Source organism: Leuconostoc gasicomitatum LMG 18811, from assembly GCF_000196855.1.
Lineage (GTDB): Bacteria > Bacillota > Bacilli > Lactobacillales > Lactobacillaceae > Leuconostoc > Leuconostoc gasicomitatum.
This window is the reverse complement of record NC_014319.1, coordinates 566,786-587,961: the sequence shown is the minus strand read 5'-3', so window position 1 is coordinate 587,961 and position 21,176 is coordinate 566,786. Positions and strand designations below refer to the sequence as shown.

At 37.2% G+C, this 21,176-nt stretch carries 19 protein-coding genes; 9 read left to right on the top strand and 10 right to left on the bottom strand.

All coding sequences use genetic code 11. From position 1 onward, the window contains the following. Positions 1-73: 73 nt before the first annotated feature. Positions 74-283 (bottom strand): P8 family protein, encoded by a 210-nt coding sequence (locus LEGAS_RS02860; protein ID WP_013231340.1) that lies wholly within the window; start codon positions 281-283, stop codon positions 74-76. Positions 284-434: 151 nt separating this feature from the next. On the opposite strand from LEGAS_RS02860, the gene LEGAS_RS02855 reads away from it, so the two are divergent. The 4 genes from LEGAS_RS02855 (at position 435) to LEGAS_RS02840 (ending at position 3,316) form a co-directional block, all read left to right on the top strand. Then, the gene (locus tag LEGAS_RS02855; RefSeq protein ID WP_010017019.1) at positions 435-644 is read left to right on the top strand and encodes a helix-turn-helix transcriptional regulator; all 210 of its coding nucleotides are present in this window, start codon (positions 435-437) and stop codon (positions 642-644) included. A gap of 63 nt (positions 645-707) precedes the next feature. Next, entirely contained in the window at positions 708-1,598 is an 891-nt protein-coding gene (locus LEGAS_RS02850) for an ABC transporter ATP-binding protein (RefSeq protein ID WP_013231339.1), read from the top strand. Beyond that, positions 1,595-2,824, top strand: coding sequence for an ABC transporter permease (locus tag LEGAS_RS02845; RefSeq protein ID WP_013231338.1), 1,230 nt, complete (start codon positions 1,595-1,597; stop codon positions 2,822-2,824). The genes LEGAS_RS02850 and LEGAS_RS02845 overlap by 4 nt, the downstream gene beginning before the upstream one ends. Before the next feature lie 30 nt (positions 2,825-2,854). Next, positions 2,855-3,316 carry a hypothetical protein gene (locus LEGAS_RS02840; protein ID WP_013231337.1) on the top strand — a complete coding sequence of 154 codons (462 nt, stop codon included), beginning with the start codon at positions 2,855-2,857 and terminating at the stop codon, positions 3,314-3,316. A 57-nt stretch (positions 3,317-3,373) separates the two neighbouring features. Here the strand turns inward: LEGAS_RS02840 and LEGAS_RS02835 are convergent, their stop codons facing one another. The 6 genes from LEGAS_RS02835 to LEGAS_RS02810 all read right to left on the bottom strand — a co-directional run bounded on the left by LEGAS_RS02835 (position 3,374) and on the right by LEGAS_RS02810 (position 12,569). Further along, entirely contained in the window at positions 3,374-4,378 is a 1,005-nt protein-coding gene (locus tag LEGAS_RS02835; protein WP_013231336.1) for an aldo/keto reductase, read from the bottom strand. A 29-nt stretch (positions 4,379-4,407) separates the two neighbouring features. Then, the gene (locus LEGAS_RS02830) at positions 4,408-7,506 is read right to left on the bottom strand and encodes a beta-galactosidase (RefSeq protein WP_013231335.1); all 3,099 of its coding nucleotides are present in this window, start codon (positions 7,504-7,506) and stop codon (positions 4,408-4,410) included. Positions 7,507-7,536: 30 nt separating this feature from the next. After that, the gene (locus LEGAS_RS02825) at positions 7,537-8,574 is read right to left on the bottom strand and encodes a galactose-1-epimerase (protein ID WP_013231334.1); all 1,038 of its coding nucleotides are present in this window, start codon (positions 8,572-8,574) and stop codon (positions 7,537-7,539) included. A gap of 83 nt (positions 8,575-8,657) precedes the next feature. After that, positions 8,658-10,163, bottom strand: a complete 1,506-nt coding sequence (gene galT / locus LEGAS_RS02820) for a UDP-glucose--hexose-1-phosphate uridylyltransferase (RefSeq protein ID WP_013231333.1) — start codon at positions 10,161-10,163, stop codon at positions 8,658-8,660. Further along, positions 10,163-11,353, bottom strand: a complete 1,191-nt coding sequence (locus LEGAS_RS02815) for a galactokinase (RefSeq protein ID WP_013231332.1) — start codon at positions 11,351-11,353, stop codon at positions 10,163-10,165. Before LEGAS_RS02815 ends, galT begins: the two co-directional genes overlap by 1 nt. Before the next feature lie 205 nt (positions 11,354-11,558). After that, positions 11,559-12,569 carry a LacI family DNA-binding transcriptional regulator gene (locus LEGAS_RS02810; protein WP_013231331.1) on the bottom strand — a complete coding sequence of 337 codons (1,011 nt, stop codon included), beginning with the start codon at positions 12,567-12,569 and terminating at the stop codon, positions 11,559-11,561. 186 nt (positions 12,570-12,755) lie between these two features. On the opposite strand from LEGAS_RS02810, the gene LEGAS_RS02805 reads away from it, so the two are divergent. After that, a complete protein-coding gene (locus tag LEGAS_RS02805) occupies positions 12,756-14,684 on the top strand; it encodes a glycoside-pentoside-hexuronide (GPH):cation symporter (RefSeq protein ID WP_013231330.1) in 1,929 nt (642 codons plus the stop codon). A gap of 215 nt (positions 14,685-14,899) precedes the next feature. Here LEGAS_RS02805 and LEGAS_RS02800 read toward each other — a convergent pair whose 3' ends face one another. Together LEGAS_RS02800 and LEGAS_RS02795 are read right to left on the bottom strand one after the other, a co-directional pair. Next, positions 14,900-16,606, bottom strand: coding sequence for an ABC transporter permease/substrate binding protein (locus tag LEGAS_RS02800; RefSeq protein ID WP_010384628.1), 1,707 nt, complete (start codon positions 16,604-16,606; stop codon positions 14,900-14,902). Then, positions 16,599-17,792, bottom strand: a complete 1,194-nt coding sequence (locus tag LEGAS_RS02795; protein ID WP_013231329.1) for a quaternary amine ABC transporter ATP-binding protein — start codon at positions 17,790-17,792, stop codon at positions 16,599-16,601. Before LEGAS_RS02795 ends, LEGAS_RS02800 begins: the two co-directional genes overlap by 8 nt. A 202-nt stretch (positions 17,793-17,994) precedes the next feature. Here LEGAS_RS02795 and LEGAS_RS02790 point away from each other — a divergent pair, with 202 nt between their 5' ends. The 3 genes from LEGAS_RS02790 (at position 17,995) to LEGAS_RS10375 (ending at position 19,568) form a co-directional block, all read left to right on the top strand. Beyond that, positions 17,995-18,612 (top strand): GntR family transcriptional regulator, encoded by a 618-nt coding sequence (locus LEGAS_RS02790; RefSeq protein WP_010384626.1) that lies wholly within the window; start codon positions 17,995-17,997, stop codon positions 18,610-18,612. Between the two features lie 115 nt (positions 18,613-18,727). Beyond that, complete coding sequence (locus tag LEGAS_RS02785) at positions 18,728-19,273, top strand: biotin transporter BioY (RefSeq protein WP_013231328.1); 546 nt, start codon at positions 18,728-18,730, stop codon at positions 19,271-19,273. Then, positions 19,266-19,568, top strand: coding sequence for a CHY zinc finger protein (locus LEGAS_RS10375; protein ID WP_081457741.1), 303 nt, complete (start codon positions 19,266-19,268; stop codon positions 19,566-19,568). Before LEGAS_RS02785 ends, LEGAS_RS10375 begins: the two co-directional genes overlap by 8 nt. A 67-nt stretch (positions 19,569-19,635) precedes the next feature. Here the strand turns inward: LEGAS_RS10375 and LEGAS_RS02780 are convergent, their stop codons facing one another. Continuing rightward, the gene (locus LEGAS_RS02780) at positions 19,636-20,478 is read right to left on the bottom strand and encodes a bifunctional 5,10-methylenetetrahydrofolate dehydrogenase/5,10-methenyltetrahydrofolate cyclohydrolase (protein WP_013231327.1); all 843 of its coding nucleotides are present in this window, start codon (positions 20,476-20,478) and stop codon (positions 19,636-19,638) included. A 72-nt stretch (positions 20,479-20,550) separates the two neighbouring features. Between LEGAS_RS02780 and LEGAS_RS02775 the strand changes: the two genes are divergently transcribed. Further along, a complete protein-coding gene (locus LEGAS_RS02775; protein WP_010384616.1) occupies positions 20,551-21,033 on the top strand; it encodes a deoxycytidylate deaminase in 483 nt (160 codons plus the stop codon). Positions 21,034-21,176 lie beyond the last annotated feature (143 nt).

The following is a 21,176-nucleotide window of genomic DNA, read 5'->3' as shown; positions in this document are numbered from 1 at the left end:
TATACAGAAAAAATAGCCGTCCGTCAACAGCCATAATTAAAAATGACTAGCATTTTTTGCTAATCATTTAATTTCACTTCAAAATCTTCTCAGCTTCCGTCTTAATTTCATCGCTACTCATAGTTTGATAAGCTTTCAAATGCTTCAATGTTGCTGATGTATTTTTATTGCTTTCATCCATATAGTGGTTCCATAGTGCATCACGTAATGGGGTTTTATCCTCACTCCAATCAAATACTTCGTTCATTGGGAGATCTAACGTTTGATACTTTTCATCTGCCATTTTATGGCCCCCTTTATCTATACCTTTGTTATAGTTCTTTTCTAACCAAAATGCAAATTTATTATAAATGTATAGATAACTTTACAGTTATAATTACTTTTGCTATAATAAAAATGTAAAGTTTTATATACATTTTTTCGGAGGATAACTATTGAAAAATCGTATTCAAGAACTCAGAAAGTCACGTCACATGACGCAAGCTGAACTAGCCGATAAGTTAGAAGTTACACGTCAAACAATTATTTCTCTTGAAAAGGGTAAATATAATGCATCACTCACATTAGCGCATAATATTGCATCCTTTTTTCAACTCACAATTGAGACTGTTTTTATCTTTGAGGAGGACAAAACAGATGTTTAAAAAATTATTTGCAACACCATAGCATACGTTGGTTATTCACTAAACTATTATAAGGAGCAACACATGATTCAACTGACAAATCTCAACAAACAATTCGGACAAACTATTGCCGTCAACGATATGAATATGACACTTGAACCTGGGAAAGTCATGGGACTAATTGGACAAAATGGCGCCGGTAAAACAACCACTTTTCGACTGATTTTAAACTTTATTGCACCAACATCGGGTGACATTTCATGGAACGGCCATCCGATTACACAATCTGATAAGCAAAAAATTGGTTTCCTACCTGAGGAACGTGGCTTATATCAAAAATTAACCATTGAAGAACAAATTTTATATTTTTCTGAACTGCATGGTATGACACGATCAGATGCTAAAATTGCACTAGCTGACTGGTTAAAACGCCTTGATGTCGTTGGTAAAGCAACCGACAAAGTACAGTCACTATCTAAAGGTAATGCACAAAAGATTCAAATGATTGCAGCACTCATTTTTAATCCCGAATTTATTATACTAGATGAACCCTTCTCAGGACTTGACCCAGTGAACACAAGTATCATGATGAACGAAATTGTTCGTATGCGTGATAATGGTGCCATGATTATTTTCTCGAGTCATGACATGAACAATGTAACTAAAATTTCTGATAATCTTACAATGCTTAAGCAAGGAAAAATTGTTTTGCAAGGCGGCGTACAAGAAATTCGTGAACAATTTGGACGCACCAAAGTCTACATTGAAGGGCCATTTTCAAAAGCAGAGCTCGCCAGTATTGCTGGTGTTACCCACATTAATCAACAAGGTGCTGGTTTTGATATCACAATTACTGACGAAGCAATTGGTCATCAAATATTTGACTTCGTAACGCGAAATGGTTATATTCCAGCATTTTCACAGCAACCACCAACACTTGATGATATTTTCCGACAGGAGGTCGCTCTATCATGAATTCAGGACTCATTATTGTTATGAAACAAACTTTCCGAAGCCATTTTAAAACACGTGGTTACTGGTTATTAGTTTTATCCCCCATTATTTTTGCTGTAGTTGTTGGTGGTATTATTTTTGGTGTGACTCAAATGCAAGGTAATACGACACCAACAGTTGCAGTTATTGGTAATTCACAAGTACGACAAGTGTTTATTCGCGATGAAAAAGCACTAGGTATCAAGGTTTCAAAAATTACAGATAGCCAAAAAGCTAATCGCTCGTTAACAGCGCAAGATTTAGATGGTATTTTAACACTAAATTCTGAAAATGCGACATTAACAACACAACCAAAAAGTAACACAATTAATAAAGAAGCATTTGTGAGTGTCTTGGGTAATATTTCACGTAGTCAAAAGGCAGCAAGCTACGGATTGACAGCTAAACAAACGCAAGATTTAATTCAACCTTTCAATTTAAAATCAGTTGTTAAACAATCGAATAATAAATCTACTAATGGTGAAAACTCAGACACGGCTAATTACGGTATTGCTGTCGCTATTGGGATTATTACAACAGTGATTGTCATGTGGTATGCGTCAATGATTGCCACAGAAATTGCCAATGAAAAATCATCCCGTATCATGGAAACTCTGTTAGCAGCGACATCAGCAAGTATTCAATACTTTGGTAAGATGATTGGTATTTTTGCGTTAGCAGTAACTCATCTATTGATCTATATTATTGCTGGTGCAATTGGTTACGTTATTTTGCAAAACAACACGATGCTAGATGGTATCAAACAAACGTTTTCAGGTGTGACACTTGGTTTCACACTCTATGCTATCGCTTTCATTCTAATAGCAGTTGCACTCTACCTTGTACTTACCGCAATGATTGCGTCACTCATTAATGATAATGCGCAAGTACAACAAGCCATTCAGCCCATTACATTTTTAGCAACAATCGGCTATATGTTTAGTTTTATCATGACAAATATGCCCAATAACTTTGCTATTAAAATATTAAGCTACGTGCCCTTTATCTCACAAAGTATGATGCCCGTAAGGTTAGTGACAAAGGTTGAAACTTGGCCTGCCGCAATCTTGTCACTTGTGATTTCATTTATTGCTCTAATCATACTTGCTTGGTTTGGAAAAAATATTTACGCTAAAAACGTTCTATCATATAGCGATGACAAAATCATGTCCCAACTCATCAAAAATATTAAGAATATTAAGAACTAACACTCATATTAAGTTTGGAGACACGCGTATATGGATAATACACCTTTTTTTCTCACAAATCATAAATGGTATAAATATGAAGAACGAGAAACTGCTGATGGTGTTTCGTTTCAACGATTTGAACTGACCAATAAAGCAACACCTGAAGCAATTAAAAGTTTTAAAGAAACAATCATTGCTAGTGGTCCTGATGCCAGACTGGATCCTGAAGATTTAAATCGTTTCCAACAGGCACTTGGCTTTGCTGCACGTCAACATTTATTTTCGGAAGATCATGGTCTTCATGGTACAGCACTAACTGATGAACTCAGGTTTATCAGTTATACTATTCGTTTATATCAATTGCTCGATGATGATCTCGTTGCTCCAAACACGCTTATTTTCAGTAAACGTATTGGCACACTCTACCGTCAATTTCTAAAAATACATCCAACACGCATTAATGATAGCATGCTTAATTCATGGATTATTGCGCAAGACACCAAAATTTAAAAGACACTAAGACAGTTAGATAAAAACTAACTGTCTTAGTGTCTTTTTATGGTTGTTCTAATCGTTTTTTTCGTGTGCAATCAGTATAGCATCAATTGCTTTTTCGTCTGCATCACTAAAATTAAGTGTTTTCAACGCTTTGATATTGTCAACCAATTGTTCAGGACGACTCGCTCCTACTAAAACACTAGCAATTTCGGGTTGACGTAAATCCCAAGCCAATGCCATCTCAGCCAGCGTTTGTCCACGACCTATTGCTATCTTATTAAGCTGTTTGACACTATTTAGTGTCTTTTCGACTTGACCTACCTTTAAAAACGGACTAGATGATTTCGCTGCTCTCGAATCTGCAGGAATACCATTAAGATAGCGATCAGTCAGTAATCCCTGTGCTAAAGGACTATATACTACTGCTGATTTTTCTTCCTGCTTTAGAACAGGTAAGAGGTCACGTTCTATATGGCGGTCAAACATACTATATCTTGGTTGATGAATAATAAATGGTGTCCCTAACTTTTTAAATATTTTAGCTATTTCTGTCGTTTGTGCACCATTATAGTTAGAGATACCAACATATAGCGTCTTTCCCTCACGGACTAACTGATCTAAAGCCAGTGCAGTCTCTTCAGTAGGTGTTTCTGGATCTGGTCGATGAGAGTAAAAAATATCGACATAGTCTAAACCTAATCGTGTCAGACTTTGGTTCGCACTAGCGATGATGCTTTTTCGCGATCCCCAACTACCGTAAGGGCCATCCCACATATCATAGCCAGCTTTACTAGTAATTACCATTTCATCGCGATAGGGTTTCATATCTTGAGACATCATTCGCCCAAAGTTTTCTTCGGCACTTCCAGGAATAGGGCCATAGTTATTGGCTAAATCAAAATAAGTGATGCCCAAATCAAATGCTTGATGCACAATAGCTTTTTGATTTTCATAAGGATCAACACTACCAAAATTGTGCCAAAAACCTAATCCTAGTGCAGAAATTTTAAGGCCGCTTTTGCCGACACGATTATAAATCATGCCTTCATAGCGGTTTTTATTTGCATTATACATAATTCTCCTTTATAAATTTATTTTCATAGTTACTCACAACACCATGTTAATTGATAATGGTAATTTGTATCAGGCAATAAAAATTCTGGTGCAACACTCGGTGACCAAGAATCGTCACCACCAATACCCATATGAAAGCCGTCAATATTAAGCCAAACACCTTTTTCCGGCTTTAGAAGATGGCGATGAGTCGCGCTTGCCAGTTGATCGGGACTATATTGGCTCATATTAAATGCAAATTTTTGTTGATTTGATTCCAACACATGGTGGTCAAACGTCAATCTTTTAACTTGTGTTCGCAAGCCGTTCTCACTCGGAAAAATATAAGGTGTATACAAATCTGAAAGTGGCATTGACCAACGTCCCATGATACTTGCACTGTTACGATCGCTATAATTCTCCATCGGACCTAGTCCATCATAGTCAACAATTTTTGGTAATGCATTAAGTTGCACAGTTAAGCCAATACGAGCAGGCTCAGGATCTGCAATTTGTCGCCAAACATCAACAGAAATTGCTAATGTGCCAGTTAATGTAATTTGATAGCGCTTATTTGAAATGAACATCAGGTGTTGATCAATTGGTGAGAAAAATTTATGTTGCGTTTTAACTTCAATATTTTGACCAACACTTTGATAGTCGAAATGTGTTAATTGACTCACTAATTCATTGACACCAGCTGCCTGCCATTTTTCTTTCCAAGCATTCGGATCAATTTTTGTCGCCTCACTCACCCCAATATCATTATCTAACGGCGCACGACTAAATTGATCTTTTAAAGGTGTTAATAAATTTTCTTTGCTTTCAAATTGCCAACTAGTTAACAAACCATTAACACGATTGAATGTGAACTGATTATTATTGGCAACAATAACAATTGCTTCATCCTTTTCTGAAACAATACACTTAGTGTTATTCAACTCCGGAGTGACAGTTTTTAAGGATTGCGGTACTTGATTTTGAATGATGAATTGATGGTAAGCCAATCGTGTTTTCGCACGAATAATGCCATCATTTTCACGTTGTAAAATTTTGACATTCAAAAAAACATCATCATCATTAAACTCTGGTACATCTAATACAATCCTTTGACTACCACCAGCAGGTAAATTCAAGTTCACACGTTGCGTTTTAATCACATCATCACCATTTATCCAGTCACAGATAAGTGTAGCATCATTAACGGTTTTAAATAAATGTTTACTCGTCACTGTTAGCGTGTTTATCTCGCCACGTGATGTTTTATCGAGTTGAAAACTAAAATATTGCTGGCAATAGGCTGCTTCTAATAATGCAGGTTTTGGTGTACGATCTGGAAATAATAAGCCATCTAAACTAAATTGTCGATCATTTGGATAATCACCAAAATCACCACCATAGGCATAAGTAGTTTCACCATTAGCTGTTTTTTTCAGCAAGCCCTGATCAACCCAATCCCAAATAAAGCCACCCTGTAATTTAGGAAATTGTTCAAAGGCTTGCCAATATTTATTAAATCCACCTAAACTATTCCCCATACTGTGGGCATATTCGCATAGTATCAGTGGTCTCGTTTCTCCTGGCAAACTGATCCATTTTTTTATAGACCATTTAGAATTAACAGGTTCGATTTGATCTTGATCGACACGAGCATACATTGGCACGATAATATCTGTTACTGATGTATCTGCACCACCACCCTCATATTGAACAGGTCTTGACGGATCAGTTTGTTTCACCCAATTATACATCGCATCGTGATTATGGCCATAACCTGATTCATTACCTAATGACCAAATAATGATAGACGCATGATTAAAATCACGTTGTACCATGCGTGTTACTCGTGTCATCATCAACGGCAAATACTGTGAATCATTTGTTAAACGATTCATTGGTGTGACACCATGAGTTTCAATATTAGTTTCATCCACTACGTACAAGCCGTATTGATCACATAATTCATACCATCGTGAGGCGTTGGGATAATGCGACAGCCGTACCGCATTGAAATTATGTTCTTTCATCATACGAATATCAGAAATCATCGTATCATCGTCAACGTAGTATCCCTTATCTGCAGTGAATTCATGCTTATTAACGCCACGAATCATCAGCGGTTGATTGTTTAGCATCAACAAACCATCTTTGATTTGAATTTTTCGGATACCTATTGCTTTATTTTCAACTTGATAAATTTGTGTATCATCATGGAGAATAATTTGCATTGTGTAGAGATGAGGAATTTCAGCTGACCAAAGCTTAGGGTTTTTCACAGGCAATTTTAAAGTAACTTCAGAATCATTGGCCCCACGTTCATCAACTATTTGACTGCCTAACTTACTGGTTGTTGTGTCAATTTTTTTTGCTTGCCAATACAAATTAGTGGTCACCTTTAAGTCATTTCGACCACTTGTTAACACTTCTGCCTTTGTTTCAAAAACGGCACTATCTAAATCATCATCTAACTGTGTCTGAATCGTAAAATTTTTAAATCTGACTTTAGGTACCTTTATTAAATCAACATCGCGAAAGATACCAGACATACGCCACATATCCTGATCTTCAAAGTAACTCGCCTTACTCCACTTTAACACCAATACTGCCAATCGGTTTTGCCCATGAATTAATTTATCAGTCAAATCAAATTCTGCTGGTAAACGGCTATCCTCTGAGTAACCAATCCATTCACCGTTTAACCAAAGGTAAAACGCTGAGCTCACACCATTCAAAACAATATGAACTTCATGATCAGTTTCAAACCAACTATCAGGGACTTCAAATTCTTTTGAATAACCGCCCATAGAGTTATCTTCAGGCACATATGGTGGATTGACCGTGAATGGATAATCAACGTTAGTATACACCGGAACATCATAATTTCCTTGTAACTGCCAATTTCCAGGTACTTGAATTGAATTTGCTTGTGGTAAATCATTTGTTCGCCATGCTTCATCCACAACCGATTGATTTGAAAAGTAACTAAATTGCCAGTCGCCATTTAAAGATTGACGCTGCGACTCATTTGCCACCTGCAATGCCAAATCCAATCCATAGGACATATCTGTATGGATAGGCAAGCGATGCCAATTCGTAACAGTAGGATTTTCCCAATCACGACGGTACAAAACATTTTCAATAGTTGCCATTTTCACTCCTCACGTTGCATGCAATACTACTTAAATATCTATGTCAAAACGCGTTGTTGCCTGATAAACTTCATTTGCAGGTAGGACGATATTACCAAACGCTGGATATTTTTCTGCACCAGGTGCTACTTGTGTTTCAAGTGTTATACCACCATGATTAATCAATTGCTCTTGACGCATAGGCAATTGATAGTCATCCCCAAAGTTGGCTGTAAAGACAACCACTGATGGCGCTGTTGTTCGCATATTAATAGCTACTTTTTGATCTGGCGATACCAAACGAGCCTGAGGGCTAGCAGAGTCGGTTGCTTGATTCAATAAAAATGGATGATCAAGACCACTAACTAATTGATTCTGAGGATCGGCAGAAATCAGTGCTTCATTAACTTTCTTTGCTTTTCTAAAATCGAAAGCCGTCTGGGCTACATCACGTTGTTCGCCAGTTGTCAGGTTCTGGTCATCAAGAGGTGCAAAATGATCTGCATCAATAGACAACATATGATCAGCAACACTCATACCGGGATGTCCTGTCAAGTTGAAATAAACATGGTTTGTTGGATTAAATAGTGTCATAGCATCACTGTTTGCTTCATAACTGACTTGCCAAACGTTATCATTATCAAGTGTATAAGTCACTTTGACGGTCAAATTTCCCGGAAATCCATTGTTCTGATTAGGACTAGTGTGCGTAAATGATGTTGATACTTTATTGTCACTTATGTCCGTTTCACTCTGCCAGTATGCCATCTCGAAACTATCTGGTCCACCATGCAGCGTGTTATCATTTTCATTTTTTACAACTTGATAGTTTGTCTGATTAAGTTGAAACGAACCGTTGGCAATACGCCCGGCGACTCTACCAATTGTTGCACCGATATAATGATCTTTGGCAATATATTCCTCAGCGGAGTCAAAGCCTAAAATCAATTCTCTTCGCTCATTGTTAATTGGCACATTCAAGTGCACAATACGTGCACCAAAATCTGTCACAGCTAGCTGCACACCATTATCATTAACCATTGTAAAAAGTTTAGCATGATCGCCAAACGCACTTTCAATAATATTCATATCCATATCTCCTTTTTCAAATAACTGAAATCATTCTATTTTTAATTACATACAAATTAGAGGGTCATAAACGATTTATGACTTTATTCTATCTCATGAATGAATTTCTGCAATCCTTGTTGACCGATATCATTAGATTTGAAAATACCGGCATCTTCTAATACCCGCTTAAATATTTGACCAACACTTTGTTGCACAATATTTTCAACATTTTCAGTGTTCACTTCGTGTGAGACAAGCAATTGGTCTGCCCATGCTTGATGTTTTGACGCCACATGGTCAACCTTTTCGAGTAGGAAATCTTCTACTGCCACTAATTCTTTTTTTAATCGTGGTGGTAAAATAGCCAATCCCATGACCTCAATTAAACCAATGTTCTCTTTTTTGATATGTTGAACATCAGGATGTGGATGGAAAATACCATCAGGAAAAGCATCTGAAACATTGTTGTCACGCAAAACCAAATCAATTTCATACCTGTCATGACGATAACGCACAATTGGCGTCACTGTATGGTGTGGTGTGCCATTTTCATCATAACTTTGAATTGACAAAGATGTATCATCATAAACATGCCATATTTTAATCACATGCATGGCAGCTTTTAATAACTTATTTTTATTTTTATCTATCAAACGAATAGCTGTCATAGGCCAATTCAATACACCTGCTTCATCAAGTGTTACATTTGCGATATGAATTTTCTGTTTAATTGCTGCCTTGGCCATCGGCAATTCGTACCGCCCCGCTTGAAAATGGTCATGTGACAAAATGGATCCACCAACGATTGGTAAATCCGCATTTGAGCCTATAAAATAATCTGGAAATTGCGTTACAAATTCTAATAGACGCGCCATGTTTTCTTCATCAATATGCATAGGTCGAATCGTTTGCGACAAGACAATCGCATGTTCATTAAAATAGGCATAAGGTGAATATTGAAAATACCAAGTTTCACCGCCCAATGTTAGAGGAACCACGCGATGATTTGTTCGTGCTGCATAATCTAAACGGCCCCAGTAACCTTCATTTTCGCGTGCCAATTGAGAGGCTGGATACTGTAATTTCTGATTGCTTTCATGACTCATTGCTGCAGCTGCTGCAATGGCTTTAGGATCTTTTTCTGGCTTAGATAAGTTAATCGTTATTTGTAATTCGCCATAGTTTGTTGGTGCTGGAAACGAGATATTTTGACTAATTTCACGCGTTTTAATATAATTACTGCGCTTCGACAATTCAAATAAATAATTAGTTGCAGATTCAGGCGATACTTGATAATACGTCCAAAATAATTTATTCACCTGCGACGGTCTTGGTACAAATAAATTCATCAACTGTGCGCCCAACATATCTTCATTCATTTGTCTATTAGCCAAAGTGCCATTGTTTTTAGATAACATTATTAATTGATCTAATATGTCTAGGGTCGATAATTTTTCCAAATCACTGTCCTCAGGAGCCACCATATAACTTGACTCACCAACAATGCCGAGAATTTGATTAATTAAATAGACTTTATCATCATCGAGATAATCTGTGGCTTCAATGACACGTTTAGCAAATATATTTACTAGCGCACTACTATTCATTACTTATCCTCCTGTATAGCTCCGACCCAATGGGCACCATCCCCAATATTTGCAACATAAAATGATGGTGCGTAACCCACAACTGACTCATATTTTTCACCAACTATTTTTTCTAATTCATCAACTGAATTATGATGAACTAATGCAATTGCACAGCCACCAAATCCAGCCCCAGTCATACGTGCGCCAAGTACCCCACTGATACCTTGTGCTGTTTCAGCAAGTGTATCAAGTTCAATGCCAGTAACTTCATAATCTTCCTTCAAAGACCTATGAGAAGCATTCATTAGTTGGCCAAAAGCCACCAAATCATTTGCCTTTAAGGCTTTCACCGCTACCTCTGTTCGTTCATTTTCAGATACAGCATGTCGCGCTCGCTTAAGCACGGTCTCATCTGTTATAAAGTGAGCATTTTTTTCAAAGGTTTTATCATCTAACTCTCCCAAAAACTGAATATCCAGATGATTCTGCAATTGATAAACAGCCTCTTGTGTCTCACGGACACGTTCATTATATTTAGATTCTGCCAATTCACGACGCTTATTTGTATTCATAATAACGACTACATACTCACCTAAATGAATTGGTACCATCTCATAAATCATTGTATTCGTGTCTAGATAAATAGCATGCTCTTTTTCACCAAAACCAATCGCAAATTGGTCCATAATACCAGTATTGACACCCACAAAATCATTTTCAGCACGTTGCCCACAAGCAACTAATTGTAATCTTGGAATTTTAAGATTATACAATTTTTGCGCCATAACCCCAATTAATAGTTCCAACGAAGAAGAAGACGATAGACCTGAACCATTTGGAATGTCACCTTCAATGACTAATTCAAAGCCGTAAGTAAAATGATTACCATAACCTTTCATAGCCTGTAATACACCCTTTACAAAATTTCCCCACGATGCATTTGACATTTTTGTTTCGTCATCAATGTCAAAACTAATCACACCTTGTTCAACAAAATTTGTCGAATAAAGTTTGACTTGTTTATCAGAACGCGCTGAAGCCACACCGTATGTTCCTAATGTAATCGATGCCGGAAATACATGGCCGCCATTATAATCAGTATGTTCACCAATCAAGTTAATTCTCCCTGGTGAAAAAAACTTATCACTTGGCATATGATTAAACTTGTTAACAAAAACTTGCGATAATTTCTCATAAACATTAGTCATCTATCAATTCCTCTTTTTCTACTTGACTAGCATTATTTCTGTTGTAGCTGTACTACTAGTTACTAGGCCGTTCACTTTCATTAGATGGGTATATAATACGGAAAAATTATCATATCAAATTAATTATGCTCATTAATTTGATTTTTGGGTATATTTTACTAAAATACAAACAAATTCTACCATTTATTTACTATAATGTAAACGCTTACTTTAATTTAAAAGTCTCTCTATACTTTAATGAACTTGGAATTGTCGTCCAATTAGTCCAATCATGTGCCGCCGAGCTCAATTCTATAGCCTGTGCCAATGCAGTTTTTCCAAGTGCTAAAGGACTTAATTCAACCGTCGTTAATGGCGGTATGATATAAGCAACAATATCTAAATTATCAAAGCTCACAATATCTATATCTTTACCTGGTTCCAGACCGTAATTTTTCAATATACTGATCGCTCCAATGGCAATTGGATCAGATGCCACGACTAACGCGTCAATGATGTTGCCATCAGCCAATAATTTAACCGTTCCCTGACTCCCTGTCTCTGGACGCCAATCACCAATAAATGATTGTGGTTGCAATTGCTTTAAGCTCATCCATTCATGATATGAATCAAATCGTGGATCATTTATTTTTGATTTTGAGGTGCCATCTAACTCTAAGACATCATTGTCTCCACCAATAAATCCAATATGCCGCCGACCATTACCATATAGTTCGTCTAAGATACGATATGTCATTTGACTTAATTCTGGATTAACTGCAGTCACATCATCATAATGAACCGTGGAATCAACTAAAACTATGTTATGATTGATCTCTCGAATTTTAGTAATCGCTTCCTCTGAAATGTTTCCTAAAATAATAACAGCATCAAAGTTCCCCAAGAGCATCGCATCCACGCCCTGATCAATTCTAATTATTTCATCAATTAGAACGCCACTTTGATAGGCTGCTTTCTCAATGCCCATATAAATTTGTCGCCAATACGTATCACGCGCCTCGCGAGATTCTGAAAATACGGTCAGTACACAAATATGAATCGCTTTTTGCTTTTCATTTTTTTTAGCTTTTTTAATATAATTCAATTGTTTAGCAGTATCAATAACTTTTTGGCGCGTGTTATCAGATACTGACAATGTCATATCGCTGTTCAGAACCCGTGATACAGTACTAGAGGACACCCCTGTTGCTGTTGCTATTTGTTTAATTGTCACCATTTATTCATCCTCAGTTCTTAGTAGGGCGCTATTTATTATTAATTATATCCCTAAGGCTCTCTTCTTTATTTTACTACACATCGCGATATAATACTTTACTAAAAGTTTACTAAAAAGGTTGCTTTTTATTATGAAAGCGCTTACTATGAATTATGTTAGCTGAACTAAATTAAAGGAGATACGCTTATGAAGTCTAACAAACAATCTATGTCATCGCGCATGTCATATGCATTCGGTGCGTTTGGTAATGATGTGTTTTTCGCAACACTTTCAACGTATTTCATTATGTTCGTCACTACTCACCTTTTCAACAGTGGTAATGCCGCTCAAAATGATAGAATGATTAGCATTATTACCTTGGTTATTTTTCTATTGCGCTTTGTAGAATTAGCCATTGATCCCTTCATTGGTAATGCAATTGATAATACAGTTTCGCGATGGGGAAAATTCAAACCTTGGGTTGTCATTGGTGGAACAGTTGGCTCAATTGCCTTAGTGATCTTATTTACTAATATGGGCGGTTTAAACAAATCTAACCCCATTGTATATCTTGTGCTCTTTGCACTGATCTACATTACAATGGATATCTTCTATTCCTTCAAGGATATTGGATTTTGGTCGATGATTCCCGCACTGACATTTGATTCTAGAGAACGTGAAAAGACAGCAACATTTGCCCGTATCGGCTCGACATTAGGCGCTAATTTAGTCGGTGTTGTTGTTATGCCGCTTGTTCTTTTCTTCTCCTTGAATCGTAATGGTGGTACTGGTGATACTCGCGGTTGGTTCTGGTTTGCTGTCATTGTAGCCGGTGTCGCATGGATCAGTTCTATTGTCGTTGGAATTGGTACAAAAGAGGTTGATTCAGATCTTCGTAAAAACAAAGAAAAAACCAGCTTTAAAAATGTTATGCACATTTTGACACATAACGATCAACTAATGTGGATTGCATTGGCTTATGGCCTCTATACAACTGGTATAACACTTGTGAATTCACTCGAGCTTTATTATTTCACCTTTATTTTAGGTAATGCCTCCGCGTTCACAATCTTTGCTGGTATAAACGTTTTCACTGGATTGATCTCAGTCGCATTATTTCCTAAACTGGCTGACAAACTCAATCGTCGCAGCTTGTTCTTCTGGTGCATACTGACCATGACAGTCGGTATTATTCTATTTGTTATTGCTGGCACGTCACTGCCACTAGTTATTCTTGCAGCACAATTATTTGCTATCCCTCAACCATTAGTATTCTTAGTCGTGTTAATGACAATCTCTGATTCTGTCGAATATGGTCAGCTCAAGCTTGGTCACCGTGATGAATCACTCACATTGTCAGTACGTCCCCTATTGGATAAATTAGCAGGTGCCATTTCAAATGGTGTTGTTGGTTTAACAGCAGTTGCTGCTGGTATGACAACTGGTGCAACTGCAGCTTCAATCACTGGTTCAGGGCAATTAATTTTTAAAGTTATTATGTTTGGCGTCCCATTTGTTGTGATTATTCTCGGTACATTTGTTTTCTACAAAAAAGTCACATTGACAGAAAAAAAGCACGCTGAAATTGTGGATCAACTCGAAAAAACTTGGGGCAAAGAATTTGTGGTCAGTTCAAGTGACAACGACATTATTGTACCCAAATTAGCTATCGGGCAATCAACATTTAATGCGCCAATTGCTGGAAAATTGATTGCACTTTCCGATGTCAAAGATAAAACATTTTCTTCAGGGTCACTTGGCGATGGTTTCGGTATCATCCCCTCTGATGGTCGTGTTTATGCCCCATTTGATGGCATCGTTCGTGTTGCGTTTTCAACAAGACATGCAGTTGGTTTGGTTTCAGATTCAGGTGTTGTTACACTTATTCACATTGGTATTGGTACAGTAGCCATGCGTGGTACTGGTTTTATAACATACTTTGAACGTGGACAACATGTTAAAAAGGGTGATCTCTTGATTGAATTCTGGGATAAATCAATTAAAGATGCTGGATTTGATGATACGGTTATTGTTACTATAACCAATTCAACTGCGCTATCATCCTTGGAGCACACTAAAAAATCCGGTAGTATTGTTGACAAAAATGATATTATATTACATTTATCAAAAGATTAATTTATGTTATTAGCATAAAACGGATTGAACACCTACAACATTATTTTGCGCCAGAAATGTAAGAATGCTTTCTGACGCTTTTTTATTTGCCTAAAAAAGCACTAAGTCGACTAGATTTCTCTAATTTCCTTAATGCCTTTTTTGTATGAATTTTACGATAATTATAAACCATCAATCAAATAGACCTAATTATAATCATTCTTGCATCTCAAATGTTACTTATACCAACTATCAGCAAGCTTTTGATGTGATTTCAACCACTTTGTTGCAGCTTGCTTTGGCTTTGCCCCATTTTGTATGTCAAGCATGACACTTTCCATATCTTCTTTAGTCCAATTAAATTTATCCATCACTTTTTCAAATTTAGGATTATCTTTTTTCAAATCTTTACGCGTAATGGTATTGATACTTTCATTCTTACCCATTGTTCCCTTTGGATCTTGTAAATACTTTAACTTATACTTACTAAACATCCAATGTGGTGACCATCCTGTTACCACAATATCTTGTTTTGTTTTATAAGCTTTGTCAAGTGCAGTTGCCATAGCACCTGAAGAAGCACTTAGTAAGTTCCATCCCTTAAGATTTGAATAACTATCAAGTGTTTTTTGTGCGGTAATCATTTCACCAGCACCAGGTTCAATACCCGTAACTGTTTTGTTGGCTTCATTAGTTAAATCAGCAATTGAATTTACTTTCATATAATCTGGGACAACAAAGCCAGTTTTTGCACCATGTAAGTTTGGCCCAAGTAATGAAATATCATTTTTATATCGATCATATAATGCTTTATGGGTATATGGTAACCAAGCACTGACTGACGCATCCACCTGCCCGTTTGCTAATGATTGCCATAACACAGCATTATCCAGTGGTGTCATTGTCACATCGTAGCCATGTTGTCTAAGCGACTCAGCCAATACGTTTGTTGAAGCGACTTCAGAATCCCAAGAAACATAACCAAGATTGACTTTTTGACCAGATGATTTCTGTGATGTTACCGCATTGACAACACCACCGCCAATCATAATGAGTGCTGTGGCCAAAATTGCCCAGCGACGCCAAGGGCGTGTTGCTACCTTTTGTCCCGGTTTGGTGTTTAGCTTTTGCGTGAAACGATCAATAATAATAGCTAAAATAACTAATCCAAGGCCATTGACAAAACCTGAACCAACATCTGCACGCTGTACAGCAGATAATACACCGCGACCAAGGCCTGGTGCCCCAATCATTGACGCAGTCACAACCATTGATAATGCTAACATAATTGTCTGGTTTGCACCAGCTAAAATAGTATTTCTCGCATTTGGTAATTCAAGCTTAATCAATTTTTGCCAAGTTGTCGATCCAAAAGAATCAGCGGCTTCAACTAATGCCACAGGTACTTGTCGAATACCTAAATCAGTCATTCTCACCATTGGTGGTAATGCGAATATAATTGAAGCGAATACGCCAGGTACCACACCTATACCAAAGAAGGCAACAGCAGGAATTAAATAAACAAAGCCAGGCATTGTCTGCATGAAATCCAAAATTGGTTTAACAATTGCGGCAGTTTTTGGCGATTTAGCAGTAATAATTCCTAATGGAATACCAATTACAAGAGAAATAACAGACGCCATAATAACCAATGTCACGGTACTCATCAAGTCCGACCATAAATTTTGATTGGCAATTAATGCCAAACCAATTAAGGTGAATAAGGGAAAACCATATTTTTTAGGTGTTGTTAAAATAGCTATAACTGTTAATCCAGCAATCATCAATGGCATTGGTATTGCTGTCAAGCCATTGGTTAGGCCATCCATGATACTTTGACCACTTCTTTGCATCAAATTAAATAGTCCAGATAAATGAGTTGTCAGCCAGTTGACGCCCTCACTTATCCAACTCTCTAATGGTACTTTAGGTAAATTAGGCATCGGTTTCATCTCCTTCCGTATCGGCTAATGCTTCCAAAACAGAACCTCGAATGATAACACCTCTTGCATGTTTATTGGCGTCAACAACTGCTACCGGCGTTTGTGCATCATAAATAATTGGCATAATATCAGCAACTAGTGTGTCTAAATCAACTGTTGGCATTTGCATAACAGCTTGTGATAGTGGCGTTTGATTTCGCCGTGCCTTCGCCGCTTCATCCGATGATAGGTAGCCAAGCATCTCTCGTTTACGGTTCACGGCAACTAATCCTGATACTTCTTCGTCTGCCATCTTTCGTAAAGCAACTGTTGGACCATCCACATCAATATTTGTTGTTAAAGCCGGAATCATAATACTTTCTGCAGTCAAAACCTTCGAACGATCAACGCCACCAATAAAGGACTTCACATACTCATTAGCAGGATGCGTTAAAATTTCTTCTCCTGTCCCAATTTGTTGCAATTCACCATCCTTCATAATGGCAATATGATCACCAATATGTAAAGCTTCATTTAAATCATGTGTAATAAAAATGATTGTTTTTTGAACATTTGCTTGTAATTCTAGCAATTCATCTTGCATTTCACCACGTACTAATGGATCAAGAGCCGAAAAAGCCTCGTCCATTAATAAAATGTCTGGGTCGTTTGTTAACGCACGCGCAAGTCCCACTCGTTGTTGCATGCCACCTGACAGTTGACTAGGATATTGATCTTTATAACTTAACAATTTAGCATTGTCTAGTGCATGTTCTGCACGTTTACGGCGTTCTTCCTTATTAACACCTTGTATTTCTAAGCCATATTCAGTGTTTTCTAGTAATGTACGGTGTGGAAAAAGACCAAAATTCTGAAACACCATGCTCATTTTTTGACGCCGTATTTCTAACATCTGTTTTTTATTAAATTTAGTGATCTCTTCACCATCAATGAACAGTTGTCCTTGAGTTGGTTCAATCAAGCGATTTAACAGTCTGATTAATGTTGATTTACCTGAACCTGATAGTCCCATAATAACGAATATTTCGCCTTCGTCAATACTCATGTTGATGTCGTATACACCAACTGTGCTGCCAGTTTTTTCAACAATTTCATCTTTACTTTTATGTTGTTTTACCATCTTCAGCGCCGCTTTGGGTCGCTTTCCGAATATTTTTGTGAGATGTTTAATCTCTACTTTAGCCATGAAGCCCTCCATTTGTTGAAAATAAATTAAGTAACCCGCTTTTTTAACAGTTTTAACTTATTTTCATTGACTACGCTCACTATTTATCTTATACTTCTTAGTGACAACTTATTAAAAAAAAAGAATTGTCACTAAGTGATGTCTTCTATTTTGTCACAAGTTGTCACTTTTGTCAAACCAACACCTGCTTTTGGAGAATGCCATGCAAACAATCAGAGAACCAAGATACCGCAAAATAGCGTATCAAATCGCGCAAAAAATAGCCGACAACGAATATGCTGTTGGTAGCAAACTACATGCTAGATCAACGTTATCCGTCGCCTTTGGTGTATCATCTGAAACAGCACGTAAAGCTGTCAGTATTCTAGCAGACCTTCAGATTGTTAAACTGATACATGGCAGTGGTGTTGAAGTTCTGTCTCGCGAAAAAGCCAAGGCATTTTTAAATCAAGCACAGACGACATCTGACATTCAAACAATTCACAAACAAATAAACGATCTCATTACCAATCAAAAACAAGAAATTAAATCAATGGAAAATGCTTTAACATTGTTACTTGAACAAAGTCAACGTGTTCAGCGTCATAGCCCACTGAGTCCATATGAGTTAGCATTAAGTGATGATAGCCCCAAATTTGGTCAATCTATTGGTACGCTTACCTTATGGCAGAGTACTGGTACAACGATTGTTGCTTTATTACATGATGATGAGCTGGTTGTATCTCCTGGCCCTTACGCCGTTATTGAACGTGGAGATACCTTATATTTTGTTGGGAATGAAACTGCTGTTCAAGCTGTTCAAAACTTTTTTTATCATTAATAACTACCTAAAAAGCTGCTGTTAGTCTTTATCTAACAGCAGTTTTTTATTGTTGACAAGGCGTTGTTTTAATTGTAAACTTATATAAATAAAAAAGTTTACAAAAGGAAGAAACATGAAAACACAAAAACTAACGTTTACCGTGGTAATGATTGCCCTGCTTGTTGTCATGGCCTATGTACCTACAATACCACTTGGAATTGTACCAATTACGATTCAAAATATTGGCATCATGTTAGCTGGTGCTCTATTAGGGTGGCGCAATGGCTTTCTAGCTATCATTGTATGGTTGTTTTTAGCTGCAATAGGTTTGCCTGTTTTGACTGGTGGTGCTGGTGGTTTACCAGCATTTTTCAGTGCAACAGCAGGCTATCTTTGGGCATATCCATTCGCTGCCTTACTTATTGGATTGACGATAACTTATCTTGATCATTTAAATTATACAAATTTTTTCACAATGTTTTTAACTATTTTAATATTTGGTGTTGTTTTAATTGATATTTCTGGTGCTTTTGGTTTGCACATTGTGACACATATGCCATTAACTAAGGCACTCACTTTCCAATTGGCATTCATTCCTGGTGACATTATCAAAGCTGTTATAGCAACCATAATAACACTCACATTGCGTCGCCGTTTTCGTATTTTATATCATGTCTGAAATTTTTGGACTTTCTCTTGATGAAGCTGGTCGCTGTCAACACTGGCATCAATCTTGTGATGTCATTGCTAATATGTGCCAACAATGTCAGAGATATTTTGCCTGCGCACTTTGTCACGATTCATTGATAACTCATACATTTCAGCCCATGCACATGTCACAGATAAGCGTCATGTGTGGCATCTGTCAATTAGAAATGACAGGCGATACCTATATTTCATGTATAAGATGTCCCAGATGTCAACATGAATTTAATCCGCGTTGTCATTTGCATCATGATATTTATTTTTGTTAAGATCAATAGCAGAGAATAATACAAAAAACCATTAGTAATTAATTTACCAATGGTTTTTTCATTATTATTAATATTTTTCTGCTAATGAAACAGTGTTTTCTAATAACGTTGCAATTGTCATTGGCCCAACACCACCGGGTACTGGCGTGATGTAACTTGCAACGCCTTGTGCTGATTCAAAGTCAACATCCCCAACTGCTTTTCCGTTAACATAATTCATACCGACATCAACGACAACAGCACCAGATTTTAAATCTGCTCCCGAAATAAAGTGTGGTATACCGACACCAACGACAACAATATCTGCCATCTTCAATTGCGCCTTTAACATGGCTTCAGGCGTATAACGATGCGCTAATGTGACTGTTGCATCTGCATTTGTTAATAACGCAAACATTGGTCGACCAAATAACTGAGAGCGTCCGATAACAACAGCACTTTTACGAAACATTTCAATATTATAATGATGTAACAGTGTCATCACACCTTGTGGTGTTGCAGCAACGGTATAATCTTCTAGTGCATCACCAAACAACATACCCTGCACGGTAGCGCCTAGTCCATCAGCGTCTTTATGTGGCGCCACGGCAGAAAAAATTTCACGTTCTTTCACACCTTTAGCCAGTGGACTTTGAACCAAAATACCGGTAACATGCTCATCTGCATTAAGCTCTTCAACTAGTTTAATCACACTTGCCGTTGTCGCATTTTCATCAGTTGGAATATCTAGTGTTGTGATACCTAATGCCGCTGCTTTTTTGGATTTCATACCAACATATAAACGACTACCATCATTTTTGGGATCGTAAATGACAGCAAGAGTCACCGGTTTATTCAACCGCGAAACACGTTCAGCAGTTTTTTCGTTTGTAATTTTGGCTACTGCTGCACCATCGAGTATTTCAGTCATTAAAAAGCTCCTTCGCTTGATCGTCGTTTTATGTTATATTCTTCTTAACAAAATAAATTTATTGGAGCTCACATGTCATATAATCGTATCAGCTGGGATCAATACTTTATCGCGCAAGCTGCCATCTTGTCCACGCGTTCAACCTGTACCCGTTTACACGTTGGTGCCGTCATTGTTCAAAATAACCGTATCATTTCTAGTGGCTATAATGGTTCTGTATCTGGTACCCCTCACTGTACAGATGTCGGTGATTTAATCGTGGATGGTCATTGTATTCGCGCTGTACATGCTGAACAAAATGCCTTAATGCAGGCAGCCCAGATGGGAATCAGTGTTGATGGCGCAGAAGTATATGTTACTGATGTACCCTGTGTCCATTGCACCAAATTATTGTTACAGGCTGGCATACAAAAAATAAACTTTATGCGTGATTATCATAATGATTCTTTTGCTGAAGAATTATTGGCACAAAAACACGTTATTTTAAAGCAAGTCCCTTTTTCAGAGCAAACTGCTTCACAAATTGATTTGCATCAATTTATTTCCTATGAATGATCTGACAAAAAAACAACTATTTATCAGTTAATAACGAACTATATTTTATTTTATCATAGTTTATTGGTTTATAAAACGAATGTCATAAATTGGTACATTTTAATAGACAGCTATACGGCTTTTAGATTTGATATTAATCATAT

Bases quoted from the DNA above. Each gene is read 5' to 3' on its own strand.
- LEGAS_RS02790 (WP_010384626.1), top strand. From the start codon at position 17,995: ATGCAAACAATCAGAGAACCAAGATACCGCAAAATAGCGTATCAAATC.
- LEGAS_RS02825 (WP_013231334.1), bottom strand. From the start codon at position 8,574: ATGAATATTATTGAAAGTGCGTTTGGCGATCATGCTAAACTTTTTACA.
- LEGAS_RS02830 (WP_013231335.1), bottom strand. From the start codon at position 7,506: ATGGCAACTATTGAAAATGTTTTGTACCGTCGTGATTGGGAAAATCCT.
- LEGAS_RS02775 (WP_010384616.1), top strand. From the start codon at position 20,551: ATGTCATATAATCGTATCAGCTGGGATCAATACTTTATCGCGCAAGCT.
- LEGAS_RS02850 (WP_013231339.1), top strand. From the start codon at position 708: ATGATTCAACTGACAAATCTCAACAAACAATTCGGACAAACTATTGCC.
- LEGAS_RS02810 (WP_013231331.1), bottom strand. From the start codon at position 12,569: ATGGTGACAATTAAACAAATAGCAACAGCAACAGGGGTGTCCTCTAGT.
- LEGAS_RS02835 (WP_013231336.1), bottom strand. From the start codon at position 4,378: ATGTATAATGCAAATAAAAACCGCTATGAAGGCATGATTTATAATCGT.
- LEGAS_RS02845 (WP_013231338.1), top strand. From the start codon at position 1,595: ATGAATTCAGGACTCATTATTGTTATGAAACAAACTTTCCGAAGCCAT.
- LEGAS_RS02785 (WP_013231328.1), top strand. From the start codon at position 18,728: ATGAAAACACAAAAACTAACGTTTACCGTGGTAATGATTGCCCTGCTT.
- LEGAS_RS02800 (WP_010384628.1), bottom strand. From the start codon at position 16,606: ATGCCTAATTTACCTAAAGTACCATTAGAGAGTTGGATAAGTGAGGGC.
- LEGAS_RS10375 (WP_081457741.1), top strand. From the start codon at position 19,266: ATGTCTGAAATTTTTGGACTTTCTCTTGATGAAGCTGGTCGCTGTCAA.
- LEGAS_RS02860 (WP_013231340.1), bottom strand. From the start codon at position 283: ATGGCAGATGAAAAGTATCAAACGTTAGATCTCCCAATGAACGAAGTA.
- LEGAS_RS02805 (WP_013231330.1), top strand. From the start codon at position 12,756: ATGAAGTCTAACAAACAATCTATGTCATCGCGCATGTCATATGCATTC.
- LEGAS_RS02795 (WP_013231329.1), bottom strand. From the start codon at position 17,792: ATGGCTAAAGTAGAGATTAAACATCTCACAAAAATATTCGGAAAGCGA.
- galT (WP_013231333.1), bottom strand. From the start codon at position 10,163: ATGAATAGTAGTGCGCTAGTAAATATATTTGCTAAACGTGTCATTGAA.
- LEGAS_RS02840 (WP_013231337.1), top strand. From the start codon at position 2,855: ATGGATAATACACCTTTTTTTCTCACAAATCATAAATGGTATAAATAT.
- LEGAS_RS02815 (WP_013231332.1), bottom strand. From the start codon at position 11,353: ATGACTAATGTTTATGAGAAATTATCGCAAGTTTTTGTTAACAAGTTT.
- LEGAS_RS02780 (WP_013231327.1), bottom strand. From the start codon at position 20,478: ATGACTGAAATACTCGATGGTGCAGCAGTAGCCAAAATTACAAACGAA.